The sequence below is a fragment of the Mucilaginibacter sp. BGA-UO-ETr-C110 genome (assembly GCF_059567985.1).
Genome location: NZ_JCAQPB010000002.1, coordinates 1,157,536 through 1,182,988 on the forward strand (window position 1 = coordinate 1,157,536; position 25,453 = coordinate 1,182,988).

The following is a 25,453-nucleotide window of genomic DNA, read 5'->3' on the forward strand; positions in this document are numbered from 1 at the left end:
AAGTTTGTTTAGACATCATCAAGGAGGCTTTGTTTTATTTTGCCTGAGTAATTTATTGATTACAGGAAATTCTGTTTTGCTGGAATGCAATAATGGTGAGTCAGTTATCAATCATCGCTTTTATTATTTACCTTTAATCAGAATCCCGGAAGTGTATTTCGTTTATTTTTAATTTTTATCTTTTGGGGATGTAATGATCATCATTTTAGCCATTCCTTTCCGTTTTAGCCGCTTCTCTTTTTAAACCGGCGTAATTGTACAATTTTCGTTTATATTATTCCTGTGTAATCAGCAAGGTTTGTTTGCTATTAATATCCGTTGGTTCAGCAGGATTACGACCTAAGGGCTTTAAGATAATGAAAAGAGGTAAGCGCTCAGTCAGAGCTGAAATTTCTCTTTTTCTCAAAAGAGAAATGAGTATTACTTTGGTGTTTTGGCTGATTGTTTTTTTAATAATGATCATCCTGAGCTTGTTTGGCTAAAACAGCTGCTTTGCTCAAATCGCCGTCTCTGAAGAGAGCCCCTCCTCATAAACACTGATTAAATCATCCCGCAAGCTTTCAGGGGTTTTCTGACCTTTCAGAGATTATTTACAAAGTGTTTAAATTCCATTGTCACGATCTTGAACACGGGGCCAAAACAGACAAATTACCAACATTTTCGATATATATTATCAGTTATTAACTGCTTGGTACATACAATCGAAGTTAAATAGAAAATCCCAATAGTTGTTTGCAGTAGATTAAGCGCTTTTTTAACAAAATTTAATGATCATTCCGCTATTTCATTCTGCTAATTGTGTTTATTATTTCTCTTTTAATTTAGATATGGTGGTTTTTTTCTAAGACTCGTAATAATCTTGTCTTAATTTTAACTTTAGTCAATATAAATTGTGAAAAATACAATTTATATTGACTAAAGTTTTTATATTTATCATGATTTTTCATAAAATATAAAAAATTATCAAAAAAGGGCTTAAATATGGCGAAGAAAATGTTGTTCTTTATTTGAAGAAGGGAAATATTGCTGCATTTGAGGAAATATATAAGCTCTATTGGTCTGAATTGTATAGTTATGCTTATAATATTCTAAGAAACAAGGTGGTCTGTGAAGAAATAGTACAGGAAATCTTTCTTTCATTATGGAATAAGCGGCACGCACTGGAAATAACCCATTCTTTTAAGGCCTATTTGTTCACTGCCATTAAATTTCAAACCCTGAATTATATCAAGTCTGAAAAAGTTAAAAAGCATTATGCCGAAAGTTACTCTAATTTTGAAAAGATCTTTTTTGATAATTCAAATGAAGAAAATATCTATCTCTCTGATTTAAAGTTGAAAGTGGAGAACGAAGTATCGAAACTTCCCGAAAAATGCCAGCAAATTTATAGGTTGAGTCGTGATGAACATCAATCTATAAAAAATATCGCCGATTTGCTGAATATCTCCCATAAAACTGTCGAAAATCAACTAACCAAAGCTTTAAAGTATTTACGATCATCGTTAGGTGATTTTTTGATCTGATCTCCCTCTCTTTTTTAAGTATTCTGTGATTTTGATAATTATTTTACGAAATCTCCAACTTTTTGATAGCTAATATTAAATTTCTATAAAAAAAATAAAAATAGGATAGGTGTTTAACCCTTCTTGGTTTACTTACATATAGAACGCTGCAATAAACTGTAGTAAAAATTGATGCAAGATAAAGAGTTTGAAAAATTAATTGATCTGTATTTAAAAGATCAGTTAAATATGGAGGAGAAATTCAGGGTTGAAGAGTGGCTTAGGCATATTACTGACGAGCAAGCATTTGATAGTTTAACAGCATCAGAAAAGCAGGACACTCAAAAAAGAACATACCATGAATTGATCAATAAGATAAAACCTGTGCAAAGCAAAAGGGGGGCTTTTATAGTGCGTATGCGGCCCTGGTTAAAGGTAGCATCCTGTATAGTTTTAATGGGAATCGTCATATTCGCTTTTAGCGGCAGATTTAAAGAGATTTTTGGCATACACCAATATACTTCAGTTTCCAATTCGACAGGACATATTACTAAAAGCATTCTTTCCGACGGAACCATAGTATGGTTAAAGGGAAACAGCAAATTAAGCTTTCCGGTGAGTTTTAAAGGTGATCTGCGCAAAGTTGATCTGGATGGTGAGGCCTTGTTTGAAGTGGCAAAAGACGCTAAGCATCCGTTTATTATTCATTGCGGTAATTTAACTACGCGGGTATTGGGTACAAGCTTTAACATAAAACGCACGAATAATAAAATAGAAGTTGATGTTTTAACCGGGCGTGTATTTTTAAGTTCGGCAAATGCGGCGGCTATCACGCTTCATCCGCATCAAAAAGGGGTGTACTTTGAATCGAAAAAAACAATAACGCAGGAAAGTCATCCGATTCAGGAAGTAGCATCACTTACAAAGGGCACAGAATATAATATGTTTTTTAATGATGCCACTATTGAAGATGTTTTGCAGCGCACCGAAAAAAAGTTTGAGGTAAAGATAACTTACAAAGTTTCGAGGGCGGGCAATACCCGTATAACTGCCGATTTTACAGATCAATCACTAATAAATACAATGAATATGATGTGCGAGGCGCTCAATCTTGACTATAAAATAAAGGAGCACTCTGTAACAGTAACAGATAAACTTAACTAAACAAAAACTATTACTTAAACCCTAAAAAGAAAGCGTATGATCAAATAAAAACTCTTCACATTAAAAAAGCAGAGATGTTGAAGCCACCCCTGCTCTAAATTTTCCCAAGTCTTTTTTTAATAAGATAACCCATTGCTGTGGGTAAGGGATTTTTTTGTCTCATTCTATTCAAAAATCAACAAAACAAACAAATGTATGCAAAAATGTAAGGAAAAGAAAAAGGTTCTTTTAATTAAGCTAATGCGAATATCAGTTTTACAATTTATGGTTGTGATCATGCTATCAGGCGTTGCATTCGCGAATCCTGATTATGCACAGGATATTTTAAATAAAAGGCTTTCGATCAACTTAAAGAATGTTAGCCTGGAAGAAGCACTCAATAGCATCAGGAATAAAGTTGAGGTTAAATTTGTTTACAGTTCAAGCATAATTCCGCTTAAAAGTAAGGTAAGCGTTAATGCCAGTCAGGAAAAGTTAAGTGATGTACTAAATAAGATACTGGTTAAATTGGATATAGATTACAGTGTTAATGAGCACAGCGGCTATATCATTTTAAAAAAAAATCCCGGCGTAGTTTTAAATAACATCGTGAAGGACAGCGGCAACTGGATGGCTGGTCAGGACCATATAGTTACCGGAAAGGTCACGGTTAAAGCCGACGGAACCACACTGCCGGGCGTAAGTATACTAATTAAGGGCACCAAGATTGGTACTGTTACCGATGCTGATGGTAATTATAAAATAACGGTCCCCAATAATTCAAGCATCCTTGTTTTTACCTATATCAGTTTTGATACTCAGGAGGTAACCGTGGGCGAATCAACCGTTATCAATGTTCAGCTTACCCAAAATTCCAAAACACTTAATGAGGTAGTAGTGACGGCTGCCGGTATCAGGCGTGAAAAATCGACATTAGGATATTCGGTAAGTACGGTAAACGCCGATAAGCTGGCTCAGAAATCAGAACCAGATCCCTTAAGGGCGTTAACAGGTAAGGTTGCAGGTGTAAATATCCAATCATCAGGTGGTGTTGCCGGTGGCGGTACCAATATTACCATACGCGGTAATTCCTCTTTAAATGGTAACAATCAGCCGTTATTTGTTGTAGATGGTGTTCCGTTTGATAACTCCAGCTTTACCAATGTTGGCGCTACCAGTGTTGGTGCATCGGGCGTTACCAACCGGGCTTTTGACCTTGATCCCAATAATATTCAAAGCATGACCGTGCTAAAAGGCGCCGCTGCGGCCGCCTTATATGGCTCAAGGGCAGCGAACGGCGCGGTTATTATCACCACCAAATCAGGAAAAAAACAAAGTCGTAAAGGTACCGAGATCTCCTATAGTACCTCTTATGCGTTTGAAAATGTGGCTGGCCTTCCTGATTATCAAACAAGCTACGGGCAGGGTACCAATAATGATTACAGGCAAGGTGTTTATGCCTCATGGGGACAGCCTTTTGCCGGCGTTCCAAGTATATTGCCAACCCGGTTAACTATCCCGCAGCAATTAACCAGGCAATTTAGTTCGGCCGTATTCCCTCAGTTTTATGAAGCCGATGGAATTACACCGATTCAGGTGCCCTATAAATCATACGCTAAAGAGAATGTAAAAAACTTTTTCCAAACAGGAAGTTTATATGAAAACGCGGTTAATATAACATCGGGAAGCGAAAAAGGAAATTTCACCGCTGGTATATCCAGAACAACCAACACCGGTGTGGTACCTAATAATGAAATTAACCGTACCTCCATAAATATAGGCGGCAATATTAAGCTTGAGAATAAATTTTATGCAAGCGGTTCCATCAATTATGTAACCACAAGGCAAAAAACACCACCCATAGGCGGTTCAACCGGCTCTATTATGTCGGCGCTGATGTACACACCCACGAGTTACGATTTAACACATTATCCGTATGAAAACCCTATTGATGGTACCAACGTGTACGATTATACAGGGGTTGATAATCCGTATTGGTCTGTTAAACACAGTGTGTCAACCAGCGATGTTGACAGGTACTATGGCAACCTGGTGTTAGGCTTTGATCCGCTACCCTGGCTTAATATCCAGAATACAGCCGGTTTTAATGCTTATACCGATAGAAGGGTAAATGTAAGAGGGAAAGGCTCATCATCATATCCTAACGGAAGTATAACCACCGATGACATTTACCGGCAGGAATTGGACAATACTTTATTGGTTACTGTTAATAAGGCTATAAACAATAACCTGACCTTAAAGTGGATCCTGGGTAATAATATTAATCAGCGTTTAACAAACCGTAAGGCCTTTTATGGTGATGGAATGATTGTGGCCGATTTAAATACCATTACTAACACCAGTTCAGTAACCCCGGTTCAATTGGTGAACAACCGTAATATCCTGGAGCAACGTTTTTATGCATTTTTTACAGACATCACCTTAGATTATAAAAACTACGCTTCATTAAATCTTGTTGGTCGCAATGATATATCTTCAACCTTGCCGCCAAATAACAGGAGCTATTTTTACGGCGGAGCCAACGGTTCATTGATATTTACAAGAGCGTTAAAAATACCTGATAATATCCTGAATTTTGGTAAAATTAGGGCTGGTTATACGCGTGTAGGTAATGAGGCCTCTGCTTATCAAACAGCCGAATTTTATCTCATCAATTCGCCATTGGGGGCATCTTCCGGTACGGGTTCCATCGGTACACCTTTTACTCCGGCGGGCGGCAGCACCTATAACTCTGTTACTCTGGCAAATTTGCTTACCAATGATAATTTAAAACCCGAATTTATCACGGAGCTGGAGTTAGGAACCGAGCTACAGTTTTTTGACAACCGCATTGGTTTGGATTTTACCTATTACAGCAAAAAAAGTACCTCGCAGATATTTGAAGTAACCGCGGCGCCTTCATCAGGTTTTACCACACAGATTTTGAATTTGGGCAGGGCAACTAATAAAGGTATTGAGGTAGGGCTTAATTTTTCACCATTCCGGTCTGCCAAGGGTTTCAACTGGGATGTGTCAACCGTATTTACCCGTAACCGCAATATCATCAATGATTTGGGTGGCTACAAGCAGTTTGTTTATGGCGGGGCCAGCGGCACCAGCAGCGTGCACATTGTTGGGCAGCCTTATGGTTTAATATATGGAACGGCTTATGCACGTGATGATACCGGTAATATCCTGATTGATCCTAATACTGGAAAACCTCTTATTTCGGGCTCACTACAAGCCATTGGTAACCCCAATCCCGATTTTATATTGGGTATTACCAACAACTTTACTTTTAAAAATTTCTCCTTAGGTATTTTGTTCGACTGGAAAAAGGGAGGAGATATATACTCCAATACTGTTGGGCAAATGATGTCGCGTGGGGTAACCAAAGATACGGAACATCGGGAAATAGCCATTGTATCGCCGGGTGTATTGGGTGACGTTTCCACTTTAAAACCGCTACGTGATGCTGCCGGTAAGGAGATCCCGAATAATGTGGCTATATCTTATGAAGATTATTTCTTTAACGGCGGATTAGGCCCCGGAGGTGTGGATGAAGGCTCCATATTTGATGCAACTGTGTTTCGCCTTCGGGAAATATCTCTTTCGTATCAATTACCAAAAAATATGCTGAAAGGTACACCATTTGGCTCAGCGTCTATTTCCGTGAGTGGGCGGAATCTTTGGTACTATGCGCCAAACTTTCCTAAATACACAAATTTTGATCCTGAAGTAAGTTCATTAGGTGTAGGGAATTCACAAGGGTATGATAACCTTGCCGTACCAACAACTAAACGATTTGGTATTAATCTCAGGGTCAGCTTTTAAGCATTAAAATTAAACGTATTTAAATTAGGTATTTTTATGAAACTCAGAAATAAAAGATACATTTTACTGCTAACGGGCATTTGGCTGATGAGCAGTTCCTGCAAGAAGTTTGTAGACATAAACGCCGATCCCAATAACCCTACCACAGCACAGTTAGCGCTTTTATTACCGTCTACCCAGATATCACTGGTTGGCAATATGTATCAGCTTAACAGTGGTACATCAACCTTTGTGCAGCAAACGATATTCTCCACAGGACAAAGCCGCTTTCAGCAGCAGGGTAGTGATTTTAACAATTCCTGGGATGGTTTTTACAGCCAGACCCTGAATGATCTGGAATCAGTTATCAGCACCGGTACAACACAGCAACAATGGGGCTATGTGGCTATTGCTAAATTTGAAAAGGCCTATTTGTATAGCTTGATGGTTGATATGTGGGGCGATATACCTTATACATCAGCAGAAAAGGGTCAGCAAAACACAAACCCCGGCTTGGATAAAGGGGCTGATATTTACGAGAAACTACTGGTTTTAATAGATGAGGGTATTGCCGACGCAGGCAAAATAACAACCACTACTTTAGTTCCGGCATCAGCAGATGTGTTTTATACGGGTACAAAGAACTCGTGGATCAGCATGGCCAATTCCTTAAAGCTAAAGCTGTACAATCAGATCCGTCTGGTAGATCCTGCCCGTTCAGCTACGGCTATCAAAGCATTACTCAGCAGCGGTGCTCCATTGATCAGCAGCAATGCAACGGACTTTACCTTTAAGTTTGGGTCAAATCAAAATCCCAATAACCGTCATCCATGGCACCGTTCCGACTATCAGGCGGGTAAAACCTTTTATGCAAGCCAATCATGGATGGATCTGCTATTTGATAGCGATGACCCCCGTTTGCGTTATTTTATCTTCAGACAAAATGCTACTGCCGGTTTAAATAACTCAACCAACAGCAATGGTTATTACGGCCGTAATCCGGGCGACGGCACTGCCGCTCCGGCAGATCAATCGCGCAGATCAGTTTTTGGGATCTATCCGGCCGGAGGTTTGTATGATAATAGCCCGATCAATAACCTGCCATCCACAAACCTTTACCTTACCAATACTGGCGCCACCGGAGCACCTAAAGTGGTGGCTGTTACTGATGGCACAGGTGCGGGAATTATGCCATTGATCACTAATGCTATGATTAAATTCACCAGGGCTGAAGCCGCGCTGACTTTAGCTACGGGTGATGATGCGCGCCAAAACTTTAGTGATGGAGTTACAGCGAATTTAAACAGTGTAAGCACTTACGCAGCAACCAATAATGGCGTGGCTCTGTCGGGATCATTGATAACCGGGTTTGTAAACAGATTGCTTGCTCTGTATGATGCTGCGGATGACAACGGAAAACTAAACCTGGTGATGACACAGAAATATATTGCCGATTACGGGAATGGTATGGAAGGATATAATGATTACCGGCGAACAGGTTTACCGGTTTTACGTACGCCATTATCTCCTTTAAATGTATTTCCGCTCCGGCTTTATTACTCTCAAACAGAACTTTCGGCCAATACATTTTTTAGCACTAATGGCAGTCAGCTTCAAATAGCACAGCAAACCACGCCTGTTTTTTGGGATAAATAATATGGTTGACTTATAATTTATGAAACCTAACTAAATAAACATGAAGTATTACCAAAACAAAATATATATGAAAAATCTTCTACTGGCCATGTCGTTGATCTTAGTGGGATTAGCTGCCTGTAAGAAAGTTCATTACGAATGGGAGGACTACACTTACACTTCCGTTCCGACAGTTACAATTGATACCGCAAAATCGGCTCTGCCCACCCGGCAAGCTGCCAAAGTGGTCTTTTTTAACCTGAAAGATCCTAATCTGGCAACCGAACAATTCTCTTACGTATTGAATTGGCAGGCGCTTGGAACCAGCGGTGTAAAATCAATAGAAGTTTATAACAGTTTTAACAGGGCCGAGCCAAGCGTTCCGGCTTATCCAATTGTTATATCTTCTCCCGGTAATCAATATCCCAATATTGCCCAGTTCCCCTTGCCAAGCATCGTTGGTGCTAATGATAAGCTCTATGAAACGGTTACCGAATTTCCTAAAACGTACACTTTTACTGCTGCCCAGCTGGCAGCTTTAAATGGGATCAGCCTGAGCGATGTAAAGGTAAATGATTACTTTTTGTTCAAATTTATTTTGAACCTGAATGATGGCAGCCGTATAGTTACCTTCTTTAATAATATTGTTGATGAAGCGCGTGGAGAACCGGGGGATTGCCGTACGGGTGCGAGGTTTAAAAGCCAGTAACAAGAGTTGCCGGGCAAAATAAATTTAACATATAAACCATCTAAAATGAATATTATCTATACGAGTTTGATAAGGGCAGCTGTGCTTTTGTCAATTACGACAGTAACGCTAAGATCATATGCTCAGGAAGATAACACTGCTGAAAAAAAAACAGTAGTTGCGGGTAAACAATACACCCAGGAGGTGAATACCTTAGCTAATAAAGCTCCTGTCAAAAAAGCGTTGCAAACCATTGTCGAACTGCAGCCACAAACGTTGGCAGACCATATCCTGCTTACGGAAATACCCGCTCCGCCCTACAAAGAAATGGTGAGGGCAAAAAAATATGCTGAATTGCTAAAAGCCGCCGGGGCTGATTCTGTTTGGACTGATAACGTGGGAAATGTAATAGCAAAAGTCAAAGGAAGAACAGGAAAAAAAACAGTAGTACTGGAAGGGCATATGGATACTGTTTTCCCTGAAGGGACGGATGTTAAAATAACCCACAAAGGGGATACGCTATATGCTCCAGGAGTATCTGATGATACCAGAGCCCTTGCTGTTGTTTTGACGGTACTTAAAGCTGTAAAAAAAGCAGATATAAAAACCGACGCAGATATGCTGTTTATTGGTGCGGTAGGCGAGGAAGGGCAGGGTGATCTGCGTGGTGTGAAAAACCTGTTTAGTGATAAAGGTCCCGGAAAGATAGATACTTATATCGCCGTTGATGGTACCGATATTAATATGATCGTACATCGCGGTTTAGGGTCACATCGGTACCGTATAACTTATAAAGGTCCGGGCGGGCACTCCTGGGGATCATTCGGTTTAGCCAATCCACATTATGCCTTAGCCGGCGCTATTCATTACTGGGTATTAGCTGCTGATCAATTCTCACACGAAAAAGGTGTACGTGTTTCCTATAATGTTGGTGTTACTGGTGGTGGCACCTCTGTTAATTCAATCCCTTTTGAATCATGGATGGAAGTGGATATGCGGTCAGAAAGCCCGGAACGTTTGGCCGGGATGGACAAGCTGCTGCAGGATGCTGTTCAGAAAGCTTTGAAGGAAGAAAATCAATTAAAACGGTTTGGGGCGGATCTTACCGTTGATGTAAAACTGATAGGCGACCGGCCTTCGGGTGTTGAAGATCCCGGTCTGCCATTTGTGCAGCGTGCCATTGCTACTGCAAGTTTTTTACATGCTGAACCTAAGTTGGGCGTGGAGTCAACCAATGCCAATATCCCTATTTCAAAGGGCGTTCCGGCGGTTACTATTGGGTGCGGCGGCGCGGCTGGTGGTTTTCATTCTTTGGGAGAATGGTGGCTGGATGATAAAAAAGCATACGTAGCCACACAACGTGCCTTATTACTATTACTGGCCGAAGCCGGCGTGTCAAAATAAATTGAAACTAAACCATAAATTATTAAACAATAGATCATGATCGGAAAACTTAACCGGATGTTTGTTTTACCCATGCTTTTTTTCGCATCGGTATCCCAGGCACAAACAGTTCCTTCACCAAAGGAGCACTTTGGTTTTACTATTGGGGATGATTATCAGTTGGCAAATTATACGCAAACGGAGGCGTATTTTAAAAAACTGGCAGCTTCTGACCGTGCCCGACTGGTAGATATTGGTATGACCGAAGAAGGAAGGCATCAATATATGCTCATCGTTTCATCCCCCGAAAATTTGAAGAAACTTGATCATTATAAAGATATTTCCAAAAAACTGGCCCACGCCGATGCGCTGACAGATGAGCAGGCCAAAAGCCTTGCTGCCGAGGGTAAATCAGTTATATGGATTGATGGTGGCCTGCATGCTACAGAAGTGGTTGGAGCGCATCAGCTAATTGAAACCATGTGGCAGCTGGTAAGCCGTAATGATGAGGAAACGCTGAACATTTTAAAAAATGATATTATCCTGCTGGCACACGCCAACCCGGATGGGCAGGAGCTGGTATCAAACTGGTATATGGGCGAAAAGGATCCTAAAAAACGCAACATGAATGTGCCCCGCTTATGGCAAAAATATGTTGGCCATGACAATAACCGGGATTTTTACATGATGAACATGAAGGAAAGTCAGAACATCAGTCGCCAGCTGTTTGTAGAGTGGATACCGCAGATCATGTACAACCATCACCAGCGCGGCCCTGCAGGTTCTGTATTGGCGGGGCCGCCTTACCGCGACCCCTTTAATTATGTATTTGACCCACTGATTGTGACCAGTATTGATGCGGTGGGGGCGGCGATGAATAACCGCTTAAATGTGGAAGGAAAACCTGGCTACACCCAGCGTGCTGGCTCTCAGTTTTCTACCTGGTGGAATGGCGGCCTGCGCACTACGCCTTACTTTCATAACATGGTTGGTTTGCTTACCGAGATCATCGGCAACCCAACTCCGGAGACTGTTGCTTTGGTTCCTGATCGCCTGATCCCCAATGGGGCAACACCTAACCCGGTTATACCTCAAAAATGGCATTTCCGTCAGTCTATTGACTATTCAGTTTCCCTGAACTACGCTGTGCTTGATTACGCTGCCCGTTACCGCAGTGAATTGCTGTATAATATTTACCGTATGGGCAAAAACTCTATAGAACGGGGCAGCGGCGACCATTGGACCTTTTATCCTAAATACATCGATTCCATAAAAGCGGTATATAAAAGAGAGAAAAAGCCAGTCAAAAAGGATAGCAGCAGCACTAATCAGTCAGGCGAATTTGCATTTGGCCGGGAAGGGGATATACCGGCTAAATACTATGATCAGGTATTAAAAGAGCCTAAAAACCGGGATGCACGGGGATATATTATCCCGGCAGATCAAACTGATTTCCCAACAGCTGTGAAATTTATCAATGCCTTGCTTTTATCCGGTATACAGGTTCAGAAAGCTACCTCAGATTTTACGGTAGCCGGAAAAAACTACCCGGGAGGTTCTTATATCGTTAAAACAGATCAGGCCTTTCGTCCGCATGTAATTGATATGTTTGAGCCACAAGATCACCCAAATGATTTCCAGTACGAAGGCGGGCCACCAATAAAACCTTATGATGCGGCCGGCTGGACACTGGCATTTCAAATGGGGGTAAAGTTTGACCGTATGGTTGAAGGTTTTGACGGGCCGTTTCAAAAAGTACCCTACGGCGATCTGCAATCGCCACCGACTTTAAGTCTTACAACTACTGCAAAGGCCGGTTACCTGATTAGCCCATCCATCAACAATGGCTTTATCGCGGTTAATGACCTGCTTAAGGCCGGTGTTAAAGTTTACCGTTTACCAAATGGCATAAGTGACAAGCCCGAAGACGGGCCGGGCACTTTTTATGTTCCGGTATCGGTAGAATCAAAAACTGTACTTGCAAAAGAAACCTCGGCCCTTGGACTTAAAGTTTCGGGTGTTGAGGAAACCCCTAAAGGCGCTGTTAAAATTTCGCCCATGCGCATTGGGATTTGGAATACCTACGGTGGTTCCATACCATCGGGTTGGGTACGCTGGCTGATGGAGCAATATCATTTCGATTACAAGATCATTTATCCACAGGAAATTGATGCCGGAGATCTCCGGAAAAAATATGATGTGCTGATATTTGTTACCGGCGCCATTCCGCCAGTTGGAAAGGCCGAGCGTAGTGAATACCCCGACAGGCAACCAAAACCTGATTCTGTGGCTGCGGAATTCCGCCCATGGCTTGGCAAAATCACGGCCGATAAATCTGTCCCTCAGCTTAAAAAATTCATGGAAAGCGGTGGTACAGTAGTAACTATCGGAACCAGCACCAATTTGGCTTACCATTTGGGTTTACCTGTTCACAATGCTTTGGTTGAGAAAGGAGCAAATGGAAAAGAACGTCCGATTTCGGCATTGAAATACTATATCCCCGGCAGCTTATTGCATACCCGTTTTGAAACAACAGAGCCAGCCAATTATGGTATGCCTGCTGAAAACGATGTTGATTTTGACAAGAGTCCCGTATTTAAACTGGATAGCGGTGCTGTAGAAAAAGGCATAAAACGGCTGGCCTGGTTTGATACTGATAAACCTTTGCACAGTGGCTGGGCCTGGGGACAGGCTTACCTGAAAGATGGTATTGCCGCCTTTGTTGCACCCGTGGGGGCTGGTAAACTATATGCTTTTGGCCCGGAGATCACTTTTCGTGGGCAATCGCAAAGTACGTTCAGGTTATTATTTAATCAGTTGTATTACAGTAAGTAATGTTGGGTTAATTGCATTGATTATTTAACAAAGTTTCAAAACATTTTTTATGTTTAAAAGAATCCTATTGCTTAATTTTTTCTCGGGTATTGTGCTTATGACCTATGCACAGAAAAACGCGGAGAAAGAAAAGATCATTGCTTCCATACAAGGTAAGGAAGCAAACTATGCCAAAATTGCCCACCAGATCTGGAACTATGCCGAGCCGGGCTACCTGGAAGTGAAAAGTTCTGCCTTATTGCAGGAAGAATTAAAAAATGCCGGTTTTGACGTAAAGGCAGGTGTTGCCGAAATTCCTACTGCATTTGTGGCTTCTTACGGAAGCGGTGAACCGGTTATTGGCATTCTGGCCGAATATGATGCCCTGCCCGGTTTATCAAACGTGGATGAGCCCGAGCAAAAGGTATTGGTCAGCGGGGCTGCGGGTCATGGTTGTGGTCATAATTTATTTGGCACCGCGTCTGTAGCGGCGGCCATTGCGGTTAAGGACTGGCTTAAAAATTCAGGTACAAAAGGAACTATCCGCTTATATGGCTGCCCTGCAGAAGAAGGTGGATCGGGCAAAGTATATATGGTAAGGGCCGGGCTTTTTAATGATGTAAATGCGGTGCTGCATTGGCATCCGGGTAATGAAAACTCAGCAGGCATTACACCCTGGCTGGCCAACAAAAATGCCAAATTCAGATTTTATGGGGTGGCTTCACACGCTTCTGCTGCGCCAGAGAAAGGGCGATCGGCTTTAGACGCTGTTGAAGCGATGGATAATATGGTGAACATGATGCGCGAACATATCCCCTTAGATACCCGGATCCATTATGTAATTACCCATGGGGGCGAAGCGCCTAATGTGGTACCTGCTTTTGCTGAGGTTTATTATTATGTACGGAACCCCCAGATGCAAACTGTTAAAGAGATCTGGGAAAGAGTCGTAAAAGCAGCCGAAGGCGCTGCCCTGGGTACCGGCACCCGGATGGATTATGAGGTGATTGGTGGTGTGTATAATATGCTGCCAAATTTAACCTTGGCCAGGGTGATGGATAATAATCTGCGGATTGTAAAAGGGTTTACTTATACTGAACCGGAAAAACAGTTTGCCGAAAAATTACAGACCACATTTATTGGTAATAGTAAACCGATTCCGTTTGTAGAAGCTACTGCAAATATCAAACCTTTCAGCATTTCAACCGAAGCAGGTGGAGCATCCTCTGATGTAGGCGATGTAAGCTGGACCGTCCCCACGGCGGGCATTATAACTGCAACATTTGTACCAGGTTCTTCGGGCCATAGCTGGCAAAACGTGGCTGCCGCGGGTACCAGTATCGGCACCAAAGGAATGATGGTAGCTGCTAAAACTATTGCGCTTTCTGCTTACGACCTGTTTAAAAATCCTGAACTGGTAAAGAAAGCCAATACCGAACTTGTTGACAAAAGGGGAGCTGATTTTAAGTATGATGCTATGTTGGGTAACAGGAAACCAGCATTGGATTACCGTAAATGATTTATTAAAAATGAATGATCAATATACTCTATAACCAAAACTTATCTTATGAAAATTAAAAGTTGTTATACCCTGATCGTACTGTTATGGTTGTGCATATCTGTTGCACCGGCGCAAACCATACCCTCGCCAAAAAGTTTTTTTGGCTTTAATATAGGCGATGATTATAAACTCATCAATTATACCAGTACCGCGGCATATTTTAAAAAATTAGCTGCTGTATCCAACCGTACAAAACTGGTGGATATTGGCCTTACCGAGGAGGGGCGTCATCAATATATGATGATCGTATCATCGCCGGGGAATATAAAGAACCTGAATAAGTACAAGGAGATATCTCAGAAACTTGCACGCGCCGAGGGTATTTCAGATCAACAGGCGCTTGCTATGGCAGCCAAAGGCAAAGCCGTGGTGTGGATTGACGGAGGTTTGCACGCTACGGAGGTTGTGGGTGCTCACCAGCTCATTGAAACCATGTACCAGCTCGTCAGCCGTAAAGATCCGGAGACTATGCGGATACTGGATAATGTAATTATCCTGATGACGCATGCCAACCCCGATGGTATGGAGCTGGTATCAAACTGGTACATGCAGGAGAGTGATCCTAAAAAGCGGAACCTGAATATCCCGCGCCTGTATGAAAAGTATATAGGGCATGATAATAACCGCGATTTTTATATGATGAACACAAAGGAAAGTACCAATATGAACAGGCAATTGTTCCTGGAATGGTTTCCGCAGATCATGTATAATCATCATCAACGGGGACCGGAAGGTTCTGTTCTGGCAGGGCCGCCTTACCGCGATCCGTTCAACTACGTGTTTGATCCCCTAATGATCACCGGGATAGATGCGCTCGGCGCAGCTATGTATAGCCGGCTTAATACAGAGAATAAGCCCGGGTATACCCGGTTAACGGGTTCCAGCTTTTCTACCTGGTACAATGGTGGTTTGCGTACCACCACACAATTTCACAACATGATAGGTTTGCTAACCGAGATCATCGGGAGTCCTACGCCCGAAAAGATCCCCGTTGTTCCGCAACGCCTGATCCCGAATGGTGCCACGCCAAATCCCGTTTTGCCACAGGATGTTTGGCATTTCCGGCAGTCGATAGATTACTCGGTTTCCCTGAACTATGCCGTGCTTGATTATGCGGCGCGCCAGCATGATGAGGTTCTTTTCAATATTTACCGGATGGGTAAAAATGCCATTAACCGGGGTAATAAAGATAACTGGACACTATCACCTAAACGATCTGATGCCATTACGCAGGCATATAAGGCTGATCAAAAAAGTGCAGAGAAACCCGACGCAGGCACAGCCGGCGGTGGTAACCCGGATGATCCTATGGGTTGGAGCACCAGGGGGAGTAACATCCCGATGAAATACTATGACGCGGTGCTGAAAAATCCCGCCCTTCGTGATCCGAGAGGGTATATCCTTCCGGCAGATCAGCCCGATTTTCCGACTGCAACAAAGTTCATCAATGCCCTGATCAAAGCAGGGATCCAGGTACAAAAAGCAACCGCTGATTTTACTGTTGCGGGGAAGAAATACCCGGCAGGTTCTTATATCGTAAAGACCAATCAGGCATTTCGCCCGCATGTGTTGGATATGTTTGAACCACAGGATCATCCTAATGATTTTCTTTATCCGGGTGGCCCGCCAATTAAACCTTATGATGCTGCCGGCTGGACACTTACATTTCAAATGGGCGTACATTTTGATCGTATACTTGATAGTTTCAATGGACCTTTTCAGCCCATTCCATATGGACAGATCCAGTTGCCACCAAAGCAAATCCTATCTGCAACCACGGGGGCTGGTTATCTTCTGAGTTCGCAGGTAAACAATGCTTTTATAGCCGTTAATAACTTACTTAAGGCCGGTGTCGAGGTTTATCGTTTGCCCAAAGGCATTGTGGGTATGCCGGAAACTGGCACCTTCTTTATCCCCGCAGGGGCAAATGCCAAATTGTTATTGGAAAAGGCGGCAGCCGATTTGGGTGTTAAAGCTACCACAATTGAACAGCGCCCGGCTGATGCGGTAAAAATATCATCCATGCGCATTGCCCTTTGGGACACCTATGGTGGTTCGATACCTTCGGGATGGGTACGCTGGCTTTTGGAGCAGTATCATTTCCCGTACGATATTATCTATCCGCAGGATATTGATGCCGGTAGTCTGCACAGCAAATACGATGTAATTATATTTGTAACGAGGGCAATCCCGCCGGTTGGTGGCGAAAGGGTCAACAGGGCAAGCTTATTTGCCGATCGTGAACCCAAACCGGAAGAAGTAACAGCAGAGTTTAAGAACCGACTGGGTAAAATAACGCCGGAAAAGTCGATCCCCCAACTCAAAACCTTCCTGGAAGATGGCGGATCTGTAGTTACTATAGGCAGCAGCACAAATCTTGCTTATCACCTTGGCCTTCCTGTACATAATGAGCTTGTTGAGAAGAACAGCAAAAACGAAGACAAGCCATTACCCGGGACAAAATATTATGTACCCGGAAGCATTCTGAGTGTTAGTGTTGATCCAAGCGTGCCGGCTGCATGGGGTATGGGCAATACAGCTGATATTGATTTTGACAATAGCCCTGTTTTTAAACTGGATAGCGGTGCTGTAGAGAAAGGAGTGAAGCCGATAGCATGGTTTTCAACTGATAAACCACTGAGAAGTGGCTGGGCATGGGGGCAGACTTATTTAAAGGATGGTGTTGCAGCCTTTGTGGCCCCGGTTGGCAAAGGAGTGTTGTATGCCTTTGGCCCCGAAATAACTTTCCGTGCACAATCACACGGCACATTTAAATTGCTTTTTAATCAATTATATGTTACCGGTAAATAGTTTTTAAAAACTTTGTTTATTTGATTGTTTAATGCCCGGCCCGTAAGCCGGGCATTTTTTGTCACCTTATATAGACTTCTTTAGACTGGAATTCATAAAAAAAACGCTATAAATGTTCAATTTATAGCGTTTTTACTCACTTAGACCTGTCTTAGTGGAGCCGGAGGAATTTTTCGCTCGCTTTGCCCAGGCACAATCCGCTCAAGATAAAGTTCGCCCCCCTCGTCCACTCAACATATTATTAAGTATTAACTTACCTGTAAGATCACTTTTCCATTAAGACCACCGGCTGTAACCAGGTCCTGTGCTTCAGCAGCAGCTTCCAGGTTCAATACTTTGACTATCTGCGGGGTAATTTTATTTTCCTCGACCATTTTTTTACCAAATGCTAATTTCTCAAGCTTTGGCGCAGAATTGATGAACTCGGCAGAGATGCCATATTTTTCCGCTTCTTCATTTGAAGTAGGCATAACAATACTGATTAATTTACCGCCCTTTTTTACCACAGCGTATGATTTCTGCAGTGTTTCACCTCCTACTCCGTCTACAACCAGGTCAACATCATGCACTATTTTGCTAAAGTCTTGTGATTTATAGTCGATCGCTTCGTCGGCACCTAATAATTTAATGAGATCCGTACCCTTTGCCGAAGCTGTGCCAATTACATAAGCACCCAATGCTTTAGCTAATTGAACCATCGCGATACCAACAGCACCCGCGGCTCCATGAATCAATACTTTTTGACCTGCTTGCAGATCTGCGCCTTCTATCAGTACGCTATAGGCTGTGTTCAGCGGAACAGCCAGGGCCGCAGCTTCATTCAGATTAACATTATCCGGGGTCAAAGAAACATTTTTTTCATCCATCACGATGTATTCAGCGTAGGTACCGCCAAATGTTGTGGCGAATACCTTGTCTCCCCTTTTTAACCGGGTTACATTTTCTCCGGTCTCCTCTACCGTTCCGGAGAAATCAGTGCCGGGGACGAAGGGAATCGGAATTGGTATAAATTGCTGCATTGCACCCGAGCGAATTTTCATATCAAACGGATTAATGGTTGTAGCCGCTATTTTAATCAGCACCTGGCCGGCTGCCGGTGTAGGCTTAGCTATATTTTCTATTTTCAAAACGGAAGAATCTCCGTACCCTGTCATTTGAATTGCTTTCATGTTTTTTATAGTTAGTTATATACAAATGTAACCGGTAGTATCCATTCAATATCTCTTGCAAGTAAATAAAAGTCAATCAGCATTTTTCAATAATGTAATGGTCTTTAAACTTGATCTATCCGTTTTTGATACACAACAAGTAATATTCGTTCGTTTCTGATACAGTACAATGATTTATTCTTTATTTAACTTATTAAAAATCAATACATTGAAAGCTTGGCACGCATTTTAGAAGATCATTTTAATTTCCTGACCCTTAGAATATTAAACCGATGATCAAGAACTACTTTAAAATAGCTTGGCGCAATATCTGGAAGAGCAAAGCTTTCTCGGCCATTAACATTATAGGTTTGGCTGTGGGCATGGCCGCTTTTATGGTGATCATGATGTTTGTTGCCTATGAGAAGAGTTTCGATAATTTTCATACCAAAAATATTTACCGTTTAAATGAGGTACAGACAGTCGGTCAGGAAGGTACAACCCAAAAAGTTGCATTATCTATGTTCCCTATGGGGCAGGCCTTAAAAATGAAGTACCCGGAAATAAAAAATTTCACGAAGATAAAGTGGAATGAAAAATACCAGGTAACCTATAGTAATGAGCGCATGTTTTTGCCACAAGCATTTGCTGTCGACTCCACCTTTTTCCAGATCTTTGATTTTAAACTGATCAGTGGCGATAAAAAAACCGCGCTCAGTAAGCCCAATAGCATTTTACTTACCGAAAAAGCGGCCAGAAAATTATTTGGTGATGCCAACCCTATCGGGAAAACCGTAACCCATTACGGTAGCGATACCGTTTCATTTGCCGTTACCGGTGTGCTTGCTGACGTGCCCCAAAATTCACAATTACAATTTGATGCCCTGTTCTCGTTCAGCAGTATTTATAAACCCTGGATGTTTAAAAATTGGGGCGGCAACTGGTTAAATACCTACCTTGAACTCGCACCCGGCACTAACCAGGCGCTGTTGGAAAAGAAATTCCCGGCCTTTATTACAGAGCATCTGGGCAAAGATGGCACCAAATATATGAAGCTGTTTCTTCTGCCTTTGAAGGACGTGCATGCCAACTCAGCGGATATCGGTTTGGATTATATCAACTATCAGAAATTTGATAAAAAATCAACCAACCTCTTTGCCATTATCGCGTTGATCGTACTGATCATAGCCTGCGTTAATTTTATTAATCTTTCAACAGCCCGCTCGGCAGAAAGGGCTAAGGAAGTAGGTATCCGCAAATCCATAGGTGCCCATCGTTTTCAATTGGCTTTTCAATTTTTGGGAGAAACCGTGCTGATCTCGTTTATCGCGCTGGTTCTTGCTATTGGCCTGGTTGAGCTGGCATTGCCCTATATTAATAACCTGAGCGATAGAAAAATAAACTTCAATGTATTTGGCAGTCTTGGTGCCATATCCTTTGTATTCGGGGGCACGATACTTATCGGCCTCATATCGGGCATTTATCCCGCCATTTATTTATCTTCGTTTCAGGCAGCCAAGGTTTTAAAGGGCTCTGTACAAGTTGGGAAAGATAAAGGCTTGCTCCGGAATATATTAGTTGTTACTCAATTTAGCAGCGCTATTTTCCTGATGATAGCCACTGTATTTGTGCTAAGGCAATTAAAATTCATGCAAAAACAGGATCCCGGGTACAATCGCGAGCAGATCGTCAACATACCGTTAGACAGGATCACTACCAAAAAATACGAACTTTTTAAGAATGAGCTATTAAACAGTACGCTGGTATCGGGTGTAACAGCCTCTCAGGATATTTTGGGAAGCCATTTAGATCAAACAGGGGTGTCATTCAAACCGGCCGACGGGCCGAAGCAGGACTTTGGCACAACCCTATTGGTAGTAGATGATAACTATCTTGATCTATATAAAATAAGACTGGCGGCCGGTAATAATTTCTCTACTGATAAAAAACTCAACGGCAGGGAATATATTGTTAACGAAGCCCTGGCAAAATCGCTGTTAAAAGATCATCCTAAAGCTCCCTTATCCTCATTGATAGGCTTGCAATTTGGCTTTGACTCATTAGGCACAATAAAAGGTGTTGCCAAAAACTTCAATTTCAACTCCCTGCAATACAAAATTGAACCCATGTTTATGGTATGCGCGCATGCCTGGGATTTTAGAAATATTTCTGTTAAGATCAATGGTAGCAATACTGCTGCTGCTATAGCATTTATCAAATCAAAATGGGATAGTTTATATCCTGATTATCCGTTTGAATACCAATTTCTGGATGATCATTTCAACGAGGTTTACAAAGCCGACAACCAGGTAAGCCAGATAGTCGGTATCCTTGCCGGGTTGGCTATTTTCATTTCCTGTTTGGGTTTATTTGGCCTGGCATCCCATTCTGCCGAAAAAAGAGTGAAAGAGATTGGGGTACGAAAAGTGCTTGGCGCATCAGTACAACGCATTGTACTATTGCTTTCGGGTAATTTCTTAAAACTGGTTCTGATAGCCAATATCATTGCATGGCCATTAGCCTGGTATGCGATGGACAGATGGCTAACGGGTTTTGCTTACCGCATCAGCGTCACCTGGATAACTTTTGCTATAGTAGCATTCATCTCGGTATTGATAGCCCTGGTTACCATAAGCTTTCAATCCATCAAAGCAGCAATTGCGAGCCCTGTAAAAAGTTTAAGGAGCGAGTAATCTTACTTATATAAGTTAAATCATAAGATCATCATACACAACGATGATGATCTTATAATTAGCTGGCAGTAACCGTGTCAGAAAGCATAATGACGCATTCCACCATCAACAATATTAACGGTACCGGTAATGTACTTAGCACGTGGCGATACCAGGAAAGTGGCCATATTGGCTATATCCTGCGGTTCACCAAAATCGCCCAGGGGTATTTCTCGGGAGGCAAATTCCTTTCGCCCTTCGGTAGTAAATATACGGCGTACATTCGCTGTATCGATAAGGCCAGGCTGCAGACAATTGATCCGGATACCATGCTTACCCAATTGCCCTGCCATCTGCTTTGACCACATCACTATGCTTGCTTTGGCAACCGCCGAAACATTGATCGAGCGCAGTTCATAAGTGCTGGTAATATTGAGGATGGAGCCTTGCCTACGCTCCATAAAATGAGGTAGTAATTGTTGTGTCAATTGCCGGTGACGATCAAAATCCATCGTCATAGACTCGTTCCAGGCCTCATCCGCTCCAATAACGTCCAGCGGCTGGCTGCGGCCTGTATTGTTGATCAGGATATCAACCTGCCCCAGGTTTAATAAAGCTGCCGTTGCAATTTTCTTTGGTGCATCGGGTGCAACAAAATCTTGTATAAATATAGCTGGTTCCACGCCCCCGGCTGCTACTACTTCTTCCTGAAGACTCTTTAGTAATTCCTCATTTCGGGCGGTAGCCAATACTTTTACCCCCTCTATAGCCAATTCCTTTGCAATTGCCCGCCCAAGTCCCTGGCTGGCTCCGGTCACTACCGCGGTTTTTCCTTTTAAATACAGATCCATAATTTTATACTATTATTTTTTTTCAAAAATTTCTTTGACAAAATTAGCGGGTAACCTTAAATTTACAGGGTATACAATTAATTGTGCGGTACTAACAAAAAAGTAACTAATGGCAGGCAGAAAGCAAAGCTCAACCTATACCCGTAACGAAATATGCATTATTGACTGTGATTTGACCTATGCTGTTCATAAGCTTGGAGGCCGATGGAAATTATTGATACTGGACAAGTTGTGCAAAAAGAAAATGAGATTTAACGAGATCAAAAAAGAATTTTCCTACATATCAGAACGCATGTTAACCCTGCAATTGCGGGCCCTGGAAGAGGACGGACTGATCATCCGAACCGTTTTTGCCGAGGTGCCACCAAGGGTTGAATATGAGCTTACCGAAATGGCACTGGAACTGGGACCCATCCTGAAACAACTCAGTGACTGGGGCGGCAAACAGCGGAGCTTAATAAAGAAAGACTAATTTCGCTCATATCACCTTTCATTTTATAATTGCTGTTTTTATATTTACCTGAATTAATAAAGAATAATGTGCCCAGCGCCTAAACCCGATATTGCAGTTCCGGCAGATGAAATTTAACCAGGATGGCGCACAGGATACGCCGCAAAACATAACCTGGATAAATAACTTACGACTAATAGCCATGTTTGCCGTAGTGGTATTGCACACGGCCTCCCCTTTACTTTTTTACCATAAAGGAATCGCTGCTCAGGACTGGCTGGTTGCGGATATTTACAATGCATTGGTGCGTTTTGCCGTACCTGTTTTTGTAATGATAAGCGGCGCATTGCTACTTCACCGCGATTATGAATTAGGCAGTTTTTTAAAGAAACGGCTTGGTCGGTTGATACTACCTTTCTTTTTCTGGAGCACGGTTTATGTACTTTACAGATGTTATAATGAGGAGTTTGTTTTTACCGATAATTTCTGGGTAAACACTAAACTGATCTTACTCCAGTTTCAAACGGGTGCGTATTATCATCTCTGGTATGTTTATTTACTGATAGGCTTGTACTTATTTATACCCATCATTGGCAAATTTGTGAAGCAAGCCTCAGAAAAAGAGTTGTTATACTTTCTGGCCATTTGGTTTTTAACAGTACTGGTCAGCAAACCCTATTTAAGCAGCTTCGATACAGCTATCGACCTACATAATTTCACCGGGTATATAGGATATCTGGTGCTGGGCTATTACCTGGCTTACAAAAAAATCCATATCCGCGGTTCAGTTTATATCTCGGCGACATCTTTCGTTATAACCTCATTAATCATTGTTGCGGGTACTCATTTCCTGCTGTTAAAGAACCATGAACTGAGCACTTTTTTTTATGAACCTATAAGCCCCTTTATTATTTTGCTTTCGGCGAGCGCGTTTTTGACGGCCAAGCATACCAAGGTTAAATTAAGTCCTGCTTTGAACAAAATAGCTCAAAATGCCGGAAAATTCACTCTGGGGATCTATTTCAGCCACGCGTTAATATTAACTCTTTTTGATCTGGCAGATATTAATTACGCTATTTTTACACCGTTACTAAGCATTCCTGTTATAGCTTTGTCATGTTTTTTACTATCATGGCTTTTAGTTTATGTGATGAGTAAAATACCCTTCATAAAACACCTTGTTGGATAGATGAGGTTCGTTAACTGCAAACTATTTTCCGTATATTTGTACCCTTAACTGCAAACTGCCCACCGGCTAATGCAACTCAAATAAAAATGGGGTCGACCGGAATTGACAGGATGGAGATAAGTAAGTAAGCATGCAGCGCGTTGGGTGAATTAGCGCTTAAATCTGAACGCTCAAACTTACAAATGGCGAAAATAACTACGCCTTAGCTGCTTAATTTAGAATTAACTAGCTTTTGTCCCGCCGGTTTTCCGTTCTGTTGAATCGGCAATCGGGGCATCGAAAAACGGAACTGGCCAGCTTAATGGTGTGCATAGCAGGCGAGATAAAGCACCTAAGGAAGACGGTACAGGTAAGCGACTGACCTTCCCCTTCCCTACAATTAAACAGAAGCTAAGCATGTAGAAAGCTTACCTTATACCATGTTTGGACGAGGGTTCGAATCCCTCCGGCTCCACTAAGACAGGTCGAAGTGAGTAAAAACGCTATAAATTGAACATTTATAGCGTTTTTTTATGAATAAGACGGCTTCTTTAAAATCTATTCCGCGGTATAAACTCTTACCCAATCCACATACATGGGTGAGGTTTGGATAGTAGCGTTATCAAAATCTTTTCCAAAGATATCACCGCCAACAGCCAGATTTAAGGCAATATGGTGGAGCTTACCATAGAAGGCGGGAATAAACTCACCGCCAGGAGAACTTGACAATTTCTCATCAACAACCTGACCGTCAAGAAGAAAAGTAAGCGAGTTCCTGGTCCAGATCACCTCATAAACATGATAATCGTTTGTTAGATCTGTTGGAGAAGTTATAGTTTTGACTGTCAATTCATCATTTGAATCTACAACGCCAATCTTGGTTCCATAGAAATAATCAGTTGTATATTTATATTGATCACCCAGGGCCTCCAGGATATCTATTTCACCTTCTGTGGGCCACTTAGCACCATAACTCCAGAAAGCCGGCCACATACCTGCACCATGGGGTAATTGGATCCGCGCGCTAATCCTGATCTTCGACGTTTGATCAGAGGGCGTATAAGTAAATTTAGATTCTATCCGGCCTGAGGTGTAACTAAAAGTCTTTGTTGTGGAGCTTTCTGGAAGGGCTTTACCGGTTACCTGTTCCTTAACCGGAGTAATAACCAGACTGCCGTTTTCCAGGCTGAGATTTTCATGCCGGTAAAGTTGTAACTCGTTATTATAGGCCCCGCCTTCCCAGGCATTCCAACGAGAAAGATCTGAAGAAAAAGTATCTTCAAATATTTTGGTGTATCCCTGACTAACCAATGACGAATCCTCCAGATCATATGCTTTCTTTTTGGTGTCTGTAGGTTGTTTTTTTTGTAAGGGCACATCCACCTGTCTCGAGCATCCACAGATAGACAGGAACAAAAGGGCTGGTAGAATTAGAAATGATTTTGCTTTCATGGTGTTTTTCATATAATTTGATAATTTGATGGATTACAATGATTTTACTTACATGGTATTTTCACATAATTTGATGGAATAATTAATTGCAACAAGAATGTTACAATTAATTATAGGCCAAAAAAAATCCAAACTGCAGAGAGCTTGGCTTTACCAGATAAATCAGTTTGCTGATTGTACGGTTGAACTTTCTTTTTTACAAGCTGTAGGCATTACAGCTGCAAGGAGTACCAAAAACACGTTTTTCATAGTTTGTAAATTAAATTGTTAAAAATTATATAGATAGTTTCGTGCTTTCGACATAACAATATGTTGTAAAGTTATCGTCGCTTAAAAACCTACTGCCTGGTATAAAAAATAT

Annotated in this window: 16 protein-coding genes and 1 other RNA gene; 13 read left to right on the forward strand and 4 right to left on the reverse strand. The window is 42.0% G+C overall.

Annotated features, from left to right (window positions below; genetic code table 11):
- Positions 1 to 274: 274 nt before the first annotated feature.
- Positions 275 to 463 carry a hypothetical protein gene (locus AC57BQ_RS06125; protein WP_496405429.1) on the reverse strand — a complete coding sequence of 63 codons (189 nt, stop codon included), beginning with the start codon at positions 461 to 463 and terminating at the stop codon, positions 275 to 277.
- A 544-nt stretch (positions 464 to 1,007) separates the two neighbouring features.
- Between AC57BQ_RS06125 and AC57BQ_RS06130 the strand changes: the two genes are divergently transcribed.
- The 9 genes from AC57BQ_RS06130 to AC57BQ_RS06170 all read left to right on the forward strand — a co-directional run bounded on the left by AC57BQ_RS06130 (position 1,008) and on the right by AC57BQ_RS06170 (position 17,350).
- Positions 1,008 to 1,523 (forward strand): RNA polymerase sigma-70 factor, encoded by a 516-nt coding sequence (locus AC57BQ_RS06130; RefSeq protein WP_496405430.1) that lies wholly within the window; start codon positions 1,008 to 1,010, stop codon positions 1,521 to 1,523.
- Between the two features lie 171 nt (positions 1,524 to 1,694).
- The gene (locus tag AC57BQ_RS06135; RefSeq protein ID WP_496405431.1) at positions 1,695 to 2,666 is read left to right on the forward strand and encodes a FecR family protein; all 972 of its coding nucleotides are present in this window, start codon (positions 1,695 to 1,697) and stop codon (positions 2,664 to 2,666) included.
- Between the two features lie 240 nt (positions 2,667 to 2,906).
- Positions 2,907 to 6,479 (forward strand): SusC/RagA family TonB-linked outer membrane protein, encoded by a 3,573-nt coding sequence (locus AC57BQ_RS06140; RefSeq protein WP_496405432.1) that lies wholly within the window; start codon positions 2,907 to 2,909, stop codon positions 6,477 to 6,479.
- 36 nt (positions 6,480 to 6,515) lie between these two features.
- The gene (locus AC57BQ_RS06145) at positions 6,516 to 8,114 is read left to right on the forward strand and encodes a SusD/RagB family nutrient-binding outer membrane lipoprotein (RefSeq protein ID WP_496405433.1); all 1,599 of its coding nucleotides are present in this window, start codon (positions 6,516 to 6,518) and stop codon (positions 8,112 to 8,114) included.
- Between the two features lie 67 nt (positions 8,115 to 8,181).
- Positions 8,182 to 8,802, forward strand: coding sequence for a hypothetical protein (locus tag AC57BQ_RS06150; RefSeq protein WP_496405434.1), 621 nt, complete (start codon positions 8,182 to 8,184; stop codon positions 8,800 to 8,802).
- Between the two features lie 45 nt (positions 8,803 to 8,847).
- Positions 8,848 to 10,185 carry a M20/M25/M40 family metallo-hydrolase gene (locus tag AC57BQ_RS06155; RefSeq protein ID WP_496405435.1) on the forward strand — a complete coding sequence of 446 codons (1,338 nt, stop codon included), beginning with the start codon at positions 8,848 to 8,850 and terminating at the stop codon, positions 10,183 to 10,185.
- A 36-nt stretch (positions 10,186 to 10,221) separates the two neighbouring features.
- On the forward strand, positions 10,222 to 12,999 hold the full coding sequence (locus AC57BQ_RS06160; protein WP_496405436.1) for a M14 family metallopeptidase: 2,778 nt from the start codon (positions 10,222 to 10,224) through the stop codon (positions 12,997 to 12,999).
- 49 nt (positions 13,000 to 13,048) lie between these two features.
- Entirely contained in the window at positions 13,049 to 14,497 is a 1,449-nt protein-coding gene (locus tag AC57BQ_RS06165; RefSeq protein WP_496405437.1) for an amidohydrolase, read from the forward strand.
- A gap of 48 nt (positions 14,498 to 14,545) precedes the next feature.
- The gene (locus tag AC57BQ_RS06170; protein WP_496405438.1) at positions 14,546 to 17,350 is read left to right on the forward strand and encodes a M14 family metallopeptidase; all 2,805 of its coding nucleotides are present in this window, start codon (positions 14,546 to 14,548) and stop codon (positions 17,348 to 17,350) included.
- Between the two features lie 248 nt (positions 17,351 to 17,598).
- Here AC57BQ_RS06170 and AC57BQ_RS06175 read toward each other — a convergent pair whose 3' ends face one another.
- A complete protein-coding gene (locus AC57BQ_RS06175) occupies positions 17,599 to 18,519 on the reverse strand; it encodes an NADP-dependent oxidoreductase (protein WP_496405439.1) in 921 nt (306 codons plus the stop codon).
- A gap of 272 nt (positions 18,520 to 18,791) precedes the next feature.
- Between AC57BQ_RS06175 and AC57BQ_RS06180 the strand changes: the two genes are divergently transcribed.
- Positions 18,792 to 21,191, forward strand: coding sequence for an ABC transporter permease (locus AC57BQ_RS06180; protein WP_496405440.1), 2,400 nt, complete (start codon positions 18,792 to 18,794; stop codon positions 21,189 to 21,191).
- Positions 21,192 to 21,268: 77 nt separating this feature from the next.
- Here the strand turns inward: AC57BQ_RS06180 and AC57BQ_RS06185 are convergent, their stop codons facing one another.
- The gene (locus tag AC57BQ_RS06185; RefSeq protein ID WP_496405441.1) at positions 21,269 to 22,021 is read right to left on the reverse strand and encodes an SDR family NAD(P)-dependent oxidoreductase; all 753 of its coding nucleotides are present in this window, start codon (positions 22,019 to 22,021) and stop codon (positions 21,269 to 21,271) included.
- 109 nt (positions 22,022 to 22,130) lie between these two features.
- On the opposite strand from AC57BQ_RS06185, the gene AC57BQ_RS06190 reads away from it, so the two are divergent.
- The 3 genes from AC57BQ_RS06190 to ssrA all read left to right on the forward strand — a co-directional run bounded on the left by AC57BQ_RS06190 (position 22,131) and on the right by ssrA (position 24,118).
- Positions 22,131 to 22,493 carry a winged helix-turn-helix transcriptional regulator gene (locus tag AC57BQ_RS06190; protein WP_496405442.1) on the forward strand — a complete coding sequence of 121 codons (363 nt, stop codon included), beginning with the start codon at positions 22,131 to 22,133 and terminating at the stop codon, positions 22,491 to 22,493.
- Between the two features lie 106 nt (positions 22,494 to 22,599).
- The gene (locus AC57BQ_RS06195) at positions 22,600 to 23,661 is read left to right on the forward strand and encodes an acyltransferase (protein WP_496405443.1); all 1,062 of its coding nucleotides are present in this window, start codon (positions 22,600 to 22,602) and stop codon (positions 23,659 to 23,661) included.
- 88 nt (positions 23,662 to 23,749) lie between these two features.
- Positions 23,750 to 24,118, forward strand: a transfer-messenger RNA (tmRNA) gene (ssrA, locus tag AC57BQ_RS06200).
- An 80-nt stretch (positions 24,119 to 24,198) separates the two neighbouring features.
- Here ssrA and AC57BQ_RS06205 read toward each other — a convergent pair.
- Positions 24,199 to 25,092: a glycoside hydrolase family 16 protein gene (locus AC57BQ_RS06205; RefSeq protein ID WP_496405444.1), complete on the reverse strand. Its 894-nt coding sequence runs from the start codon at positions 25,090 to 25,092 to the stop codon at positions 24,199 to 24,201.
- Positions 25,093 to 25,453 lie beyond the last annotated feature (361 nt).